The organism is Flavobacterium swingsii (assembly GCF_900111965.1).
Classification (GTDB): Bacteria; Bacteroidota; Bacteroidia; order Flavobacteriales; family Flavobacteriaceae; genus Flavobacterium; species Flavobacterium swingsii.
The window spans coordinates 321,697-335,500 of record NZ_FOJT01000002.1 but is presented as its reverse complement, the minus strand read 5'-3'; the positions used below and the strand labels follow the sequence as shown (position 1 = coordinate 335,500).

General features: G+C 31.6%; 18 protein-coding genes and 1 tRNA gene. 13 read left to right on the top strand and 6 right to left on the bottom strand.

Annotated elements, in window-relative coordinates; translation table 11 throughout:
• Positions 1-81: 81 nt before the first annotated feature.
• Positions 82-1,242, bottom strand: a complete 1,161-nt coding sequence (locus BM053_RS04370; protein ID WP_091474422.1) for a hypothetical protein — start codon at positions 1,240-1,242, stop codon at positions 82-84.
• A gap of 109 nt (positions 1,243-1,351) precedes the next feature.
• Entirely contained in the window at positions 1,352-1,702 is a 351-nt protein-coding gene (locus BM053_RS04365; RefSeq protein WP_091474421.1) for a 4Fe-4S dicluster domain-containing protein, read from the bottom strand.
• Positions 1,703-1,803: 101 nt separating this feature from the next.
• On the opposite strand from BM053_RS04365, the gene BM053_RS04360 reads away from it, so the two are divergent.
• The 6 genes from BM053_RS04360 (at position 1,804) to BM053_RS04335 (ending at position 6,625) form a co-directional block, all read left to right on the top strand.
• Positions 1,804-2,862 (top strand): acyl-CoA reductase, encoded by a 1,059-nt coding sequence (locus BM053_RS04360; RefSeq protein ID WP_091474419.1) that lies wholly within the window; start codon positions 1,804-1,806, stop codon positions 2,860-2,862.
• A 142-nt stretch (positions 2,863-3,004) separates the two neighbouring features.
• On the top strand, positions 3,005-4,075 hold the full coding sequence (gene serC / locus BM053_RS04355; RefSeq protein ID WP_091474753.1) for a 3-phosphoserine/phosphohydroxythreonine transaminase: 1,071 nt from the start codon (positions 3,005-3,007) through the stop codon (positions 4,073-4,075).
• A 76-nt stretch (positions 4,076-4,151) separates the two neighbouring features.
• Positions 4,152-5,111, top strand: coding sequence for a D-2-hydroxyacid dehydrogenase (locus BM053_RS04350; protein WP_091474417.1), 960 nt, complete (start codon positions 4,152-4,154; stop codon positions 5,109-5,111).
• A 49-nt stretch (positions 5,112-5,160) separates the two neighbouring features.
• Positions 5,161-5,817: a DUF937 domain-containing protein gene (locus tag BM053_RS04345; RefSeq protein WP_091474415.1), complete on the top strand. Its 657-nt coding sequence runs from the start codon at positions 5,161-5,163 to the stop codon at positions 5,815-5,817.
• 46 nt (positions 5,818-5,863) lie between these two features.
• Positions 5,864-6,289 (top strand): DUF6146 family protein, encoded by a 426-nt coding sequence (locus BM053_RS04340; protein ID WP_091474413.1) that lies wholly within the window; start codon positions 5,864-5,866, stop codon positions 6,287-6,289.
• Positions 6,290-6,319: 30 nt separating this feature from the next.
• Positions 6,320-6,625 carry a DUF6787 family protein gene (locus tag BM053_RS04335; protein WP_091474412.1) on the top strand — a complete coding sequence of 102 codons (306 nt, stop codon included), beginning with the start codon at positions 6,320-6,322 and terminating at the stop codon, positions 6,623-6,625.
• Between the two features lie 28 nt (positions 6,626-6,653).
• Here BM053_RS04335 and BM053_RS04330 read toward each other — a convergent pair whose 3' ends face one another.
• On the bottom strand, positions 6,654-6,968 hold the full coding sequence (locus BM053_RS04330; RefSeq protein ID WP_091474409.1) for a hypothetical protein: 315 nt from the start codon (positions 6,966-6,968) through the stop codon (positions 6,654-6,656).
• A gap of 49 nt (positions 6,969-7,017) precedes the next feature.
• Positions 7,018-7,656, bottom strand: a complete 639-nt coding sequence (msrA, locus tag BM053_RS04325) for a peptide-methionine (S)-S-oxide reductase MsrA (protein ID WP_091474407.1) — start codon at positions 7,654-7,656, stop codon at positions 7,018-7,020.
• Positions 7,657-7,796: 140 nt separating this feature from the next.
• Between msrA and BM053_RS04320 the strand changes: the two genes are divergently transcribed.
• From BM053_RS04320 to BM053_RS04305, 4 genes are all read left to right on the top strand, one after another.
• Positions 7,797-8,474 carry an ABC transporter ATP-binding protein gene (locus tag BM053_RS04320; RefSeq protein WP_091474404.1) on the top strand — a complete coding sequence of 226 codons (678 nt, stop codon included), beginning with the start codon at positions 7,797-7,799 and terminating at the stop codon, positions 8,472-8,474.
• On the top strand, positions 8,467-9,231 hold the full coding sequence (locus BM053_RS04315) for a TIGR02757 family protein (RefSeq protein WP_091474402.1): 765 nt from the start codon (positions 8,467-8,469) through the stop codon (positions 9,229-9,231). The genes BM053_RS04320 and BM053_RS04315 overlap by 8 nt, the downstream gene beginning before the upstream one ends.
• A 42-nt stretch (positions 9,232-9,273) precedes the next feature.
• Positions 9,274-10,680 carry a tRNA uridine-5-carboxymethylaminomethyl(34) synthesis GTPase MnmE gene (mnmE, locus tag BM053_RS04310; protein ID WP_091474400.1) on the top strand — a complete coding sequence of 469 codons (1,407 nt, stop codon included), beginning with the start codon at positions 9,274-9,276 and terminating at the stop codon, positions 10,678-10,680.
• 74 nt (positions 10,681-10,754) lie between these two features.
• Positions 10,755-11,234 carry a universal stress protein gene (locus BM053_RS04305; RefSeq protein WP_091474398.1) on the top strand — a complete coding sequence of 160 codons (480 nt, stop codon included), beginning with the start codon at positions 10,755-10,757 and terminating at the stop codon, positions 11,232-11,234.
• 70 nt (positions 11,235-11,304) lie between these two features.
• On the opposite strand, the gene BM053_RS04300 is transcribed toward BM053_RS04305, so the two are convergent.
• Complete coding sequence (locus BM053_RS04300; protein WP_091474396.1) at positions 11,305-11,679, bottom strand: YchJ family protein; 375 nt, start codon at positions 11,677-11,679, stop codon at positions 11,305-11,307.
• A gap of 130 nt (positions 11,680-11,809) precedes the next feature.
• Here BM053_RS04300 and BM053_RS04295 point away from each other — a divergent pair, with 130 nt between their 5' ends.
• From BM053_RS04295 to BM053_RS04285, 3 genes are all read left to right on the top strand, one after another.
• A complete protein-coding gene (locus tag BM053_RS04295; RefSeq protein ID WP_091474394.1) occupies positions 11,810-12,532 on the top strand; it encodes a DUF4369 domain-containing protein in 723 nt (240 codons plus the stop codon).
• Positions 12,529-12,957 carry a TlpA family protein disulfide reductase gene (locus BM053_RS12275; RefSeq protein WP_167357296.1) on the top strand — a complete coding sequence of 143 codons (429 nt, stop codon included), beginning with the start codon at positions 12,529-12,531 and terminating at the stop codon, positions 12,955-12,957. The genes BM053_RS04295 and BM053_RS12275 overlap by 4 nt, the downstream gene beginning before the upstream one ends.
• 150 nt (positions 12,958-13,107) lie before the next feature.
• Positions 13,108-13,189 (top strand) — tRNA-Tyr (locus BM053_RS04285).
• Between the two features lie 119 nt (positions 13,190-13,308).
• Here BM053_RS04285 and BM053_RS04280 read toward each other — a convergent pair.
• Complete coding sequence (locus tag BM053_RS04280) at positions 13,309-13,731, bottom strand: DoxX family protein (protein ID WP_091474392.1); 423 nt, start codon at positions 13,729-13,731, stop codon at positions 13,309-13,311.
• Between the last annotated feature and the right edge of the window lie 73 nt (positions 13,732-13,804).

Below are 13,804 nucleotides of genomic sequence, written 5' to 3'. Positions count from 1 at the left end.
ATATAGGTTAAAAGTTGCAAAGGGTCAAAGATTCAAAGTTCAAAAAAATACGCAGTGCAATTTTTAAGATTAAAGGAAAAACTATAGATGTGATAATCTTTCGATAATATCTTTTTCTTCTTTTGTAGATACAAATCCTGATTCGAAATCCCAATAATCAGTAAAAAAGGAAGATTTTTTATTAATTAGAGATTTGTCTTTGAAAACATTTTTGTCATTGTATTTAAACAATTCTTTGTCAAAATTGGTAATTATCATGTGATTATTAACTTCTATTCTTCTGCTTTGGTCTTTATATTTTTTCTCAAATCCAATTACTTCTTTAGAATTTGCTAGATAATAAAGATCATTTTCTATTCTAAAAGTATTTTTAAATTCTAATTTATATATTTTACTATTCTTTAGGAAAGATTGTCTTAAATCTTCTAATCGAGAATCTGGAACCATCGAGCTGACTTCCATTATAACCATCTTATTTCGTTCGTAAATTATTGTGAATTCTGAGAAAACATTACTGGATTCTTCTAATGGCACTGCTGTAATTACTAAAAAATTTTCGTTGTTTGGATATGATTTAATTTGAAAATCGTATTTTCTCTTTGCACCTGATGCTAAAATTTCTTCTAAATATTGAAATTGGTAATAGTTTTCGATGATATTATTTAGATTATAACCTAAAAGTTCTTCATTTATATCACTATCTAACAACCCAACTGCTCTGTTTTGTTCAACTAAAATATCTGTTTTTATATTTCTTGAGTTTCCTGCTATTTGAAAATTGATTAACCCATCGTTAAAAAAAACAATTTGGTCATTTTTTTTGTAAAATTCCCTTAAATATACTTTCAAATTGACAGGAATTGTTATTTTATCTAACGAGTTTTTTATTAATTTTCTTAAAATATCTTGAGGATGTTCGCTTGTTAAGATAACTTCTTCTAATCGTTTTGCATTACTTTCTAGATAAACTTCATTAATTTTCTTATCTAAATCAAGGTATTTTACAATATATGTTTTGTATGAAGAGTTTTCGAATTGCAAATCGGATTCTTTTGATAAACTGATGTTTGCCTCACCATTTGTGTTGGTTAAAAAACCTTGTTTCGTTTTTAGTGATGTTATGGTAACTTCGGGAATAGGCAAACCTGTTTCGACGTCTTTTACAATAACTGCAAATTCGATATTTTGAGAAAAGACAAAACCACTAATAAATAATAATGTAAAAGATAGAAATTTCTTCATATTACTTTTGTTTATTCAAATTTAACACAAAAATTTAACATATTAAGACTACTTTAAACATAAAAAGAGAATTTCCTCTCGAAAATTCTCTTTTTATTGTTAGTTTTTATTACTCATTATGCAAAAATGCTTGTCTGTTTAGCAACGTTTCTTCGCTTTCTACATAATTATCATCTGGAACACAACAATCTACAGGACAAACAGCTGCGCATTGTGGTTCGTCATGAAAACCTTTACACTCAGTACATTTTCCTGAAACTATATAATAAATATCATCTGAAATTGGTGTTTGTGCTGCATCAGAATCTACTTCAGTACCATCGGGAAGTATAATTTTTCCTGATAATTTTGTTCCGTCTTTATATCTCCAATCATCGGCACCTTCATAAATTGCAGTGTTTGGACATTCTGGCTCACATGCGCCACAATTGATACATTCGTCTGTTATAATTATTGCCATTTTATTTTAGAATTTAGATTTCAGATTTCAGATTTATAAAAAATGAAATTCTTATTTTTGTACAAAATTACAATCAAAACCATTCATAAACAAATAAACAAATGTTACAAAGCGATAAAAAAAGATGTTTTATTGAATTAGGGAAATTTTTAAAGCAATTTTCAGTAAAAAATTCTGTAAAAAATGAAACTGTTTTGCATAACAATTTGTTTTTTGATGATTTTATTTCTCTTATAAATCTTTCGCAATCTCATAATGGTTGGTACACTGAAGAAAACGTCTATTTTTCTATCAATTCTTGGGCAAAAGCTTTAACAGAAGAAAATCTAGAAAAATGGTTGTCTAATTATTCTTTTCCTGAAGTTGAACCAAAAACCGTTGGATTAATTCTTGCGGGAAATATCCCGTTAGTAGGTTTTCATGATTTTTTATCGGTATTAATTTCTGGACATAAAGTTTTGATTAAAACCTCATCAAACGATCAGCATCTGTTACCTTTTTTAGCCAAATATATAATCGCTGTCAATCCTGAATTTAAAAATTATATCACTTTCGTTGAAGGAAAATTAGAAAATTTTGATGCTGTAATTGCCACTGGAAGCGATAATACCGCCAGATATTTCGAATATTATTTTAAAGACAAACCATCAATTATTCGTAAAAACAGAAATTCTGTTGCCGTTTTAGATGGTTCAGAATCAAAAGAACAAATGATTTCTTTGGGAGAAGATATTTTTAGATATTTCGGACTAGGATGTCGCAATGTTTCTAAATTATTTATACCTAAAAATTATAATTTCGATTTGTTTTTTAATGGTGTATTTCCTTATCAAGATGTTATCAAATATGAGAAATACGCTAATAATTATGATTACAACAAAGCGGTTTTCTTGATGAGTAATTTTAATTTGTTAGATAATGAATTTCTAATCATTAAAGAAGATTCGAGCTACTCCTCGCCTATTTCTTCTGTTTTTTATGAGTTTTATGATGATATAAATGATATTAAAAATCGTTTACAAACCGATAAAGACAAAATACAATGCATTGTTTCTAATAATTTAGTCGAAAATAGTATTGCTTTTGGAGCAACTCAAAAACCAAATCTTTGGGATTATGCTGATAATGTAGATACTATTGATTTTTTAATTAATCTATAATTTTAAGATTATGAGTACATCAAAAATCAGCCAAATTATTGGTGCCGAAAAAGAAAAATCAGAACACATACATAAACCACATTTTAATTTAGAAGCCCTCGTTAATTCAGGGAAAAACACAACTACTACACAACAACAAACAATGAAAAAACACAATTACAGCGCAGGACCTTGCATACTTCCACAAGAAGTTTTCGAGAAATCGGCACAAGCAATTTTAGATTTTAACAATTCTGGACTTTCACTTTTAGAAATTTCCCACAGAAGCAAAGATTTTGTGGCCGTTATGGAAGAAGCCAGAGCATTAGTTCTGGAACTTTTAGGACTGGAAGGCAAAGGTTACCAAGCATTATTTTTAGCTGGTGGCGCCAGTTTAGAATTCCTGATGGTTCCTTATAATTTGATGAAAGAAAACGGAAAAGCAGCTTATTTAGATACAGGAACTTGGGCAAGTGGCGCAATAAAAGAGGCCAAATATTTTGGAGAAACTGTTGTCGTAGCTTCATCGAAAGAACAAAACTACAACCACATTCCTACAAATTATACCATTCCTAGCGATGCAAATTATTTTCACTGCACGAGTAACAATACCATTTTTGGAACCCAAATGAAATCATTTCCAGACACGAATATTCCAGTAGTTTGCGATATGAGTTCTGACATATTTTCGAGAGTTTTAGATTTTTCTAAATTTGATTTGATATACGCTGGCGCACAAAAAAACATGGGACCAGCTGGAACTACTTTGGTTGTTGTTAAAGAAGAAATTTTAAGTAAAACGGGACGTTACATTCCATCGATGCTAGATTACGAAAAACACATTAAGGCAGAAAGTATGTACAATACACCGCCAGTTTTTCCAATATATGCCTCACTTTTAACATTACAATGGTTGAAAAATTTGGGCGGAATTCGGGCGATAGAAAAAATAAATAACGCAAAAGCAAATTTATTATATTCGGAAATTGACAGAAATCCTTTATTTAAAGGTGCTGCAAATGTTGAAGACAGAAGTAATATGAATGCTACTTTCTTATTAAACGATGAAAGTCATACTGAATTATTTGACAAAATGTGGAAGGAAGCTGGAATCTCAGGATTGCCTGGTCATCGCTCCGTAGGTGGTTATCGTGCTTCGATGTACAATGCTTTACCATTAGAAAGTGTACAGGTTTTAGTAAACGTAATGAAAGAATTAGAAAATAAAATATAGTTGATTTGGTTATTTGTTGATTCGGTTATTCGATCAAACAAATAACCAAATAACCGAATTAACAAATAAACATAAGATGAAAATATTAGCTAACGACGGGATTTCTAAAAGTGGAATTCTCGCATTAGAAAAAAGTGGTTTTGAAGTCATTACTACAAAAGTTGCACAAGAACAAGTTATCAATTTTGTAAATACACATCAAGTTGCGGTTATACTAGTTAGAAGTGCAACCAAAGTTAGAAAAGATATTATCGATGCTTGTCCGTCGCTAAAAATCATAGGTCGTGGCGGCGTAGGAATGGATAATATAGATGTTGATTACGCTATTTCGAAAGATATTCAAGTTATAAATACACCCGCTTCGTCATCAAACTCAGTAGCAGAATTGGTTTTTGCTCATTTGTTTTCGGGCGTACGATTTTTATATGATTCAAACAGAAATATGCCTTTAGAAGGCGATACTCGTTTTAATGATTTGAAAAAAGCTTACGCTGATGGTATCGAACTTCGTGGCAAAACCATCGGAATTATTGGTTTTGGAAGAATAGGACAATCGGTAGCAAAAATGGCTTTGGGATTAGGTATGAAAGTAATTGCGTCGGATAATTATGTTGGAAAAGCAGAAATTAAAGTCGAATTTTATAATGGTCAATTCATAAATGTAGAAATCGAAACCGAACCTGTAGATGATTTACTAAAACATTCAGATTTTGTAACTCTTCACGTTCCCGCCCAAAAAGATTATATCATAGCTAAAAGAGAATTCGATTTAATGAAAGATGGTGTGGGAATTATAAACTGTTCTCGTGGCGGAATTATAAATGAAGTTGAGCTAGTTGCCGCTTTAGATAGCAAAAAAGTACTATTTGCTGGTTTAGATGTTTTTGAAAATGAACCAACACCTGCAGTTCAATTATTGATGCATCCAAACATCTCGATGACACCACATATTGGTGCTGCAACTATTGAAGCACAAGACAGAATTGGCACGGAACTTGCAGAGCAGATAATTGCTTTAGTAAAAGCGGAAATATAAATATATTTCATACATTTACTATAAAATCAATTAAAAACTAAAACAAATTATGGCTGGATTAATGGATTTATTAAATAGTGATTTAGGAAAACAAATCATATCTGGAGTTTCTGGACAAGTAGGAACAAGCGAAGGAGAAACTTCTTCTGTTTTGGAATCTGTTTTACCTTCATTGGTTGGTGGAATGATGAATAATGCATCGACAGCCGAAGGACAAAGTGGTTTACTAGGCGCACTTTTAGGAGGAAAACACGGTGGTTTACTTGATAATTTATCAGGAATGCTCGGTGGTGATGTTCAAGAAGATGGCGGAAAAATTTTAGGTCACGTTTTAGGTGATAATCAGGAAAATGTTCAAAATCAAGTGAGTCAAAATACAGGAGTTAGCTCTGATAAAATTGCCATGATTATGAAAATTGCTGCACCAATCCTTATGGCTTATCTTGCAAAACAAGCACAAGGTAGCGGTTTAAACAATAGTGGAACTACTGCAAATGGTGGTGGTCTTACTGATATTCTTGGCGGACTGTTAGGTGGTGGTCAAACACAACAAACACAAGCACCATCATCTATGGGAGGTTCTATATTAACATCAATGTTAGATCAAGACGGAGATGGACAACTCGGATTGGGCGACGCTGTTGCGGCAGCGACCAAAAAAGGTGGTCTTGGCGGATTACTTGGTAATCTTTTCGGAAAAAAATAATAATGATAAATCCCGCTTCGGTGGGATTTTTTTATAAAATTAAATCATGAAACATTTTACATTTTTTGGATTAATTTTAATTTGTCTTGTTGGTTGCAAGACAAAGAATATAGCTGCAACAAGTACTCCAAATCCTATCAAAGGTGATACGGTAAAAATTGCTAATGAAGCTTTAGAATATGAAGTCACAATTATAGATGCTGGATTTACCTATTGGCTTAATAGTCGTGCATTTCCTAGAAATTATCATTCTGAAAGTTATTTAGAAAGCAAAAATAGATTTTATGTTGCTGAATGGAATAATCGTGCTTTGCAGCCTATGCGCTATGACCCCAGCTTATACGAAATGCAAATTAATTACGATAATAGTGTCCATTATGGTTACGAAGTAAATTATTTGATATACAATTACATGATTTATTTTCAGAATACTTACAAACAAAAGCTTTATGGTTTTGTTCCTCCTAGATAATATTTTATATTTGTTTCAAATTTTAAAACTATGAACAAGTTAAAACAACGTTGGGGAATATCTTCAAATTTTCAGTTGGTTGTTATATTTATAGTTTTTGCAATAAATGGTTCTCTTTCGGCAAGAATTTCTTCTTTTTGCATGGCTTTTTTAGGACTGAATAAAACCAATTTACCATGGCTTTTTTATTACTTGATACTTATTGTTCTCGTAATGCCTTTATATCCTTTTTTGCTTATTGCAGTTGGTTTTATTTTTGGACAGTTTCCTTTTTTCTTTGTTTTTAGTAAAAAAATGCTCAAATCGATGGGATTGGGTTTTATTTTTAAAGCATAAAAAAGCCCCAAATTGGAGCTTTTCTAACTTATCTGTTATTCTTTTTATCTAAATAGTTTTCGTAAAACCATGTTATTGTAAACGTCGGAATAATATCCGTAAAGGGAATTAACTCTTCTAATGTTCCTATAACTCCGGCTACTTTACCTGTTGTTCCTTTGTACATAGCAACCAATAACATTCCCGAAATTGGTGCCCAAATAAAATCGACAGTTTCAGCTATTCCTGGAAAGATATAAGATAACATACCTATAAAATCGAAAATTAATCCTAAAATTAATTTTGCAATTGTAGCTTGTGGCTTTACTTTCGATTTTACTTCTATTTGTATTTCTTGTGACATTTTTTATAAATTAAAATTACACTTATAAATATACAAAACTAATGCCAAACTATTTTTTGAGCTTGTCTTTAAACTCTTTTCTCACTTTGTCAATCTTTGGCGTAATCACATAAGTACAATAAGATTTATTTTTGTTCTGATTGTAATAATTCTGATGATAATCTTCGGCAACATAAAAAGTACTTGCGTCAGAAACTTTTGTAACTACTTTTTTGCCATAAGTATTAGCTTCATCTAGTTGTTTTATATAAGCTAATGCAATTTCTTTTTGTTTTGCATTAACACAAAAAACCTCGCTACGATATTGCGTTCCCATATCGGCCCCTTGACGGTTTATTGTTGTTGGATCGTGGGTTGCAAAAAATACTTCTAACAATTCCCCATAGGAAATTTTACTTGAGTCGAAAATAATTTTTATGGCTTCAGCATGGCCAGTTGTTCCCGTACAAATGTCTTCGTAAGTTGGGTTTACAGTTTTTCCTCCTATATAACCTGGTTTAACATTTTCTACACCATTTAGCTCTAAAAAAACTGCTTCGGTACACCAAAAGCAACCTCCTGCAAAAATGGCAATTTCTTTTCCGTTTTCGATATTCATAGTATTGGGTTCAAATTTTTCGATAGTATTGGGTTTCGATTGACAGCTCATTGTCATTATCGATAAAATAGATAACCATAAATTTTTCATAGCATTACTTTTTATAAAATTAGAGAAATAACGTTCAAAAAAGTCAATATTAACGAAACTTTATAATCATATACGACCAATCTCTACTTTTAGATTTTATTATACACAAATTTCTTTGTTTCTTTGTGAAAACAGATTGTATGATTAAAGCAAAAAATATTCAAAAAAGTTATGACACGTTACAAGTGTTAAAAGGTGTTGACTTGCATATTGAAAAAGGCGAAATCATATCGATAGTTGGTGCTTCTGGAGCAGGAAAAACCACATTGCTTCAAATTTTAGGAACACTAGACAAACCTACAGAAAATAATGGTTCTTTTTTAGAAATAAATGGGCAAAACATTCTGAAAATGAACGATAAAGATTTATCTAAATTTAGAAATCTTAATTTAGGTTTTATCTTCCAATTTCACCAACTTTTACCTGAATTTACAGCTTTAGAAAACGTTTGTATTCCTGCATTTATCGCAAATAGATCGAAAACTGAAACTGAAGTTGAAGCCACAAAAATTCTAACCTATCTAGGATTAGAACACCGAATGAGTCACAAACCAAACGAACTTTCGGGCGGAGAACAACAACGAGTAGCAGTCGCGAGAGCTTTAATAAACAAGCCTGCCATCATTTTTGCCGACGAACCTTCTGGAAATTTAGACACTCATACTGCCGAAAATTTGCATCAATTATTTTTCAAACTTCGAGACGAATTCGGGCAAACTTTTGTCATCGTAACTCACAACGAAGAATTGGCCAATATGGCCGATAGAAAACTAATTATGGTCGACGGAAATATTACATCGGAACTCATAAATGAATAAAACCGAACTCAAATCTTTTCTTGACGAAAAAGTTATTCTCTACAATAATCTAAATTTTATTGAAAGTGATCCTATTCAAATTCCGCATTTATTTTCATCAAAAGAAGATATAGAAATTGCTGGATTTTTAGCCGCAACTATAGCTTGGGGAAATAGGAAAATGATTATTAACAACTCACATAAAATGATGCAACTCATGGGGAATTCTCCTTATGATTTTGTCATGTCACACAACGAAAACCAATTAGAATCGTTAGATAACTTTGTTCACCGAACCTTCAACGGGCAAGATTTTATACAATTTATAAAAAGTTTGCAACACATTTATACAAATCACAATGGTTTGGAAGCTGTTTTTGCTAAAAATGCCACAAAAGATTCGATGCAAAAAAGCATTTCCGAATTCAAAAAAATATTCTTCGAAGTAAATCATTCACCAAGAACCCAAAAACATGTTTCTGACCCGATGAATAGTTCGGCAGCAAAAAGAATCAACATGTTTTTGCGTTGGATGGTTAGACAAGATACTCATGGTGTCGATTTTGGTCTTTGGAAAACAATTTCTATGTCGGCATTATCTTGTCCTCTCGATGTACATTCAGGCAATGTGGCTCGCAAACTCGAATTGTTATTAAGAAAGCAAAACGATGCCAAAGCACTTTCCGAATTAGATACCAATCTGAGATTATTAGATGCTAACGATCCTGTAAAATATGATTTCGCTTTGTTTGGCTTGGGCGTTTTCGAGAAATTCTAATTATTTATTTTCACTATCTTTGCACCTCTCAAACTTAAAAAAATGATTTACCACGATACAATAGTTGCGCTTGCTACTCCTTCTGGCGCTGGAGCCATTGCAGTCATTAGACTTTCTGGTCCAGAAGCCATAACTATTGCTTCGTCAGTATTTCAATCGGTTTCGGGCAAAGATATTACCAAACAAAAATCGCACACGCTGCATTTGGGTCATATTGTTGATGATACTAAGGTTTTAGACCAAGTATTATTATCCATATTCAAAGGAACAAATTCTTATACTGGAGAAAGCACGATTGAAATTTCTTGTCACGGTTCGACTTATATTCAACAACAAATTATACAATTATTACTTCGAAAAGGCTGTCGTATGGCACAAGCTGGAGAATTTACTTTGCGTTCTTTCTTGAACGGAAAAATGGATTTATCCCAAGCCGAAGCAGTTGCCGATTTAATCTCGTCCGACAATGAAGCGGCGCATCAAATTGCAATGCAACAAATGCGTGGTGGTTTTTCTAATGAAATCGCCAAACTGCGTGAGGAACTTTTAAACTTTGCTTCCTTAATTGAATTAGAATTAGACTTTGCCGAAGAAGATGTCGAATTTGCAGATAGAACCCAATTTAATGATTTATTAAACAGAATCGAGTTTGTATTAAAACGTTTAATTGATTCGTTTGCTGTTGGAAACGTAATCAAAAACGGAATTCCTGTAGCGATTGTTGGTGAACCAAACGTAGGAAAATCGACATTATTGAATGCTTTATTGAATGAAGAACGTGCCATAGTTTCGGAAATTGCTGGAACCACTCGTGATACAATTGAAGACGAATTGGTTATTGGCGGTATTGGTTTCAGATTCATAGATACAGCCGGAATTCGTGAAACAAAAGATGTCATAGAAAGCATCGGAATCAAAAAAACGTTCGAAAAAATAGAACAAGCACAAGTTGTTTTATTTTTGATTGATAGTTTACAATTGATAATTGACGATGAGAATAAGTTAAAAATTGAAATTGAAAAAATAAAAAATCAGTTTCCGTTGAAACCATTAGTTGTGGTTATTAATAAAATCGACTCTTTAAATCAAGAACAAAAAAAATCGCTTTCTAAGAAATTAGCAGTTATCAATTATTCATCGTTAATTAAAATTTCTGCCAAAGAAAATATTGGTGTAGATGAACTTAAAAATAAATTATTATCCTTTGTAAATACTGGTGCGTTGCGCAATAACGAAACTATTGTGACCAATACCAGACATTACGATTCGCTACTCAAAGCGCTAGAAGAAATTCAGAAAGTTAAATATGGTTTGCAAACCAATTTATCTTCAGACTTAATGGCGATAGATATTAAGCAAGCCTTGTACTATTTTGGAGAAATTACAGGACAAGTGACTAACGATGAGCTCTTAGGAAATATCTTCGCAAATTTTTGTATCGGAAAATAAGTTAATCAGTTGAAAATCAATAAGTAAAAATTATATTTTGTAACTTTATATCAAATCATTTAATCTAATTACAAATGAAAGATATCAAGATGAACAAAGTTTTAATAGCTTTAGATTATAACCCTACGGCGCAAAAAATTGCTGAAATTGGGTTTTCGTTAGCAAAGTCGATGAATGCAGAGACTATCTTGTTACATGTTTTGTCGTCACCTGCTAATTATGCTACTATTTACGATCCTATCATGGGATTTGGTGGTTTTGTAAACTTAGATACATCGCAACCAGATAACGAGTTCTTAACAAAAACAGCTTTTGATTTTTTAGAAAACGTTAAAGAACATTTAGATGATGCATCAATTACAACATTGGTAAAAGAAGGTAATTATGCCGATGCAATTCTTGAAACAGCAAATATACATAGAGTAGATATTGTAATAATAGGAAGTCATAGCAAAAAATGGCTCGAAAAAATACTCGTTGGTAGTACTACCGAAAAAATATTGCATGATACAAATATTCCTATTCTTATCGTGCCAACAAAGAAAAAGGATTAACCTTAAAATATAAAAAACATAAAGTTGCTAAACATCTTCTGTTATAGTAAATGTTGTTTTATGCAAATTTTTAATAGCATTCTCCATCTACATAAAACCAAGTTCCATCCTCTTTTTTGAAAGTAGATATCTCATGATGCATTTGAGATTTTAGTTTATTATCAATATAAAAAGCTTTAAACTCGACAGTTGTTTCAGTTGTATTTACAATTTCGAGTTTCACCCATTCGTTTTCTGAAGCAAAAACAAACATTTCTTGTTTGTCATGAAATTTTCTAGTCGAAATATGTGTCGTAGCTAAAAGATAATCAACATTCTGAACACAATAAGCGGAATATCTGGATTGCATTAAGGTTTCGGCAGTTGGCGTTTTTTTAGTACCCAAAATATACGGTTCGCAACATTCTGAAAATATTCTATTGGAATTACAGTAGCAGTTTTTCATTAATATATAAAATGATTACAAAATATGACTATCAGCCGTTCGCACTATAAATAATTAACAACAAAATAACAAAAATTGCTTTTAATAATGATAAAAAACTTTATTTTTGCACTCAAAATAAATTAAAAATATGAAAAAAATAATTGTAATTGCTCTTTCTGCCTTCGTAATGTCATGTACAGGAATTATTGGAAATGGGTTTAAAATTTCGGGAGAAATAAAAGGACTTCCTGACGGAACAAATGTTTTCTTAGAAAAACAAAATACTGCTCCTGCAATGGGCGTAGTAGCTGTAGATACCGTACAAGTTAAAGACGGTAAATTTACATTTGAAGGTAAAGCTGAAGAACCAGAAATTCACAGTATTCGTTTCGACAAAACTCAAGGAGGATTTATCGTTGTGGTTGAAAAAGGGAACATTAACGTTGCAATAAAAAAAGACAGTATTCAATTAGCTAAAGTTTCTGGAACATTCAACAATGAAGAGTTAACAAAATATAACGCTGAAATGATGAAAATTCAAAAAAGAATGATGGATTTTCAAACCAAAAATATGCCTGCAATGCAAGCTGCATCAGAAAAAAAGGATACAGTTGCAATAAACAAACTTAGAAAAGAATATTCTGCGTTTCAAGAAGAATTTACAACTTCAAATTACAAATACATAGAAAACAATCCTAAATCATTCCTTTCGGTTTTACTTGTTGAAGGTATGTTTAATGATCCACAAGCTAAAGTTGAGAAAATCAAAAAGTTTTACGAAGCATTAGATTCTGATGTAAAGGCTACAAAACCTGGAAAAAGCATTCAAACAAAACTTGACGGCGAAAAAAAAAGCAATCTAAAGAAATAGATTTATCAATAGGTAAAAGTGCTCCTAATTTTACGGCAAAAAATGTTGACGGAAAATTAGTATCGCTTAAAGAATCTCTTGGAAAAGTAACTATTATCGATTTTTGGGCGTCTTGGTGCGGACCTTGCCGCAGAGAAAATCCTAGTGTCGTTGCATTATACAATGAGTTTCATGCAAAAGGTTTAAATATCATTGGGGTTTCTTTAGACAAAGAAGCAACTGCTTGGAAAGAAGCTATTACAAAAGACAAATTAAGTTGGACACAAGTTTCTAACTTAAAACATTGGGAAGATCCTATTGCAGCAACATATAATGTACAAAGTATTCCTGCTACATTTTTATTAGATGCAAACGGAAATATTGTTGCAAAAGACCTTCATGGTGATGAGCTAAAAGCTAAAATTACTGAGTTATTGGCTAAATAAACTAATAAATCATACAATTATAAAAATCTCCTAGTAATAGGAGATTTTTTATTTTGTTTACTTCCAAAGAGTTAGAAAAAATTACAAATATTATTTATTTTTTTGTTTGTAAACCAGAAAAACAATTTTATATTTGCACCCGGCTATTAAGGGGAGATACTCAAGCGGCCAACGAGGGCAGACTGTAAATCTGCTGACTACGTCTTCGTAGGTTCGAATCCTACTCTCCCCACAAAACAAAAAACACATTCTTAATGAAGTTCTTACTTCATTAAAATGTGTTTTTTTGTTAAAGCAAATTCCTTACTTTTTACTTTAGTATTAAAAAAAAATCAGAAATTATTTTTATGTTTATTGTTGCATCTTAAAATAATAATCGGCCGAATGTTTTCCGCTTCCATAAAAAAGGAAGAAAACACAAACAAGAAAAAGTGACAGCGATAAAATTAAATTTGCAACGTGCATTTCTCCAATAAAATTAATTAAAAAGGCAGCTAATAGAATTGGTAGTTGCGACACAATTGCCCACCTTGTTAGTAATCCGAAAACTATCATCACACCACCAACCAGATGCGCAGCGACAATATAATGTACAAATAGCATTCCGCCTCCTAAATTTTTAATTGGCGCTATTAAATCGGTATAATATTGGGTGTTTGTTAAAAATGAAACCCCTTTTGTAAATAAAAATACGCCAACAGCAATTCTTAGTATATCAAGCCATTGGTAAGTGTGAGCATTTGCCCATTTGTTCAAATTTTTTACTGTTTCCATTTTGCTTTAGTTTAGAATTATAACACTAATTTACAAAATAAATAAAAACAAAAGTCTAAAAATCAGATATTTA

What these genes read in the sequence shown, in the direction of transcription:
- BM053_RS04370 (WP_091474422.1), bottom strand. Translation starts at nt 1,242, where the DNA reads ATGAAGAAATTTCTATCTTTTACATTATTATTTATTAGTGGTTTTGTC.
- mnmE (WP_091474400.1), top strand. Translation starts at nt 9,274, where the DNA reads ATGATTTACCACGATACAATAGTTGCGCTTGCTACTCCTTCTGGCGCT.
- BM053_RS04345 (WP_091474415.1), top strand. Translation starts at nt 5,161, where the DNA reads ATGGCTGGATTAATGGATTTATTAAATAGTGATTTAGGAAAACAAATC.
- BM053_RS04305 (WP_091474398.1), top strand. Translation starts at nt 10,755, where the DNA reads ATGAAAGATATCAAGATGAACAAAGTTTTAATAGCTTTAGATTATAAC.
- BM053_RS04335 (WP_091474412.1), top strand. Translation starts at nt 6,320, where the DNA reads ATGAACAAGTTAAAACAACGTTGGGGAATATCTTCAAATTTTCAGTTG.
- msrA (WP_091474407.1), bottom strand. Translation starts at nt 7,656, where the DNA reads ATGAAAAATTTATGGTTATCTATTTTATCGATAATGACAATGAGCTGT.
- BM053_RS04300 (WP_091474396.1), bottom strand. Translation starts at nt 11,679, where the DNA reads ATGAAAAACTGCTACTGTAATTCCAATAGAATATTTTCAGAATGTTGC.
- BM053_RS04315 (WP_091474402.1), top strand. Translation starts at nt 8,467, where the DNA reads ATGAATAAAACCGAACTCAAATCTTTTCTTGACGAAAAAGTTATTCTC.
- serC (WP_091474753.1), top strand. Translation starts at nt 3,005, where the DNA reads ATGAAAAAACACAATTACAGCGCAGGACCTTGCATACTTCCACAAGAA.
- BM053_RS04360 (WP_091474419.1), top strand. Translation starts at nt 1,804, where the DNA reads ATGTTACAAAGCGATAAAAAAAGATGTTTTATTGAATTAGGGAAATTT.
- BM053_RS04365 (WP_091474421.1), bottom strand. Translation starts at nt 1,702, where the DNA reads ATGGCAATAATTATAACAGACGAATGTATCAATTGTGGCGCATGTGAG.
- BM053_RS04340 (WP_091474413.1), top strand. Translation starts at nt 5,864, where the DNA reads ATGAAACATTTTACATTTTTTGGATTAATTTTAATTTGTCTTGTTGGT.
- BM053_RS04280 (WP_091474392.1), bottom strand. Translation starts at nt 13,731, where the DNA reads ATGGAAACAGTAAAAAATTTGAACAAATGGGCAAATGCTCACACTTAC.
- BM053_RS04320 (WP_091474404.1), top strand. Translation starts at nt 7,797, where the DNA reads ATGATTAAAGCAAAAAATATTCAAAAAAGTTATGACACGTTACAAGTG.
- BM053_RS04295 (WP_091474394.1), top strand. Translation starts at nt 11,810, where the DNA reads ATGAAAAAAATAATTGTAATTGCTCTTTCTGCCTTCGTAATGTCATGT.
- BM053_RS04350 (WP_091474417.1), top strand. Translation starts at nt 4,152, where the DNA reads ATGAAAATATTAGCTAACGACGGGATTTCTAAAAGTGGAATTCTCGCA.
- BM053_RS04330 (WP_091474409.1), bottom strand. Translation starts at nt 6,968, where the DNA reads ATGTCACAAGAAATACAAATAGAAGTAAAATCGAAAGTAAAGCCACAA.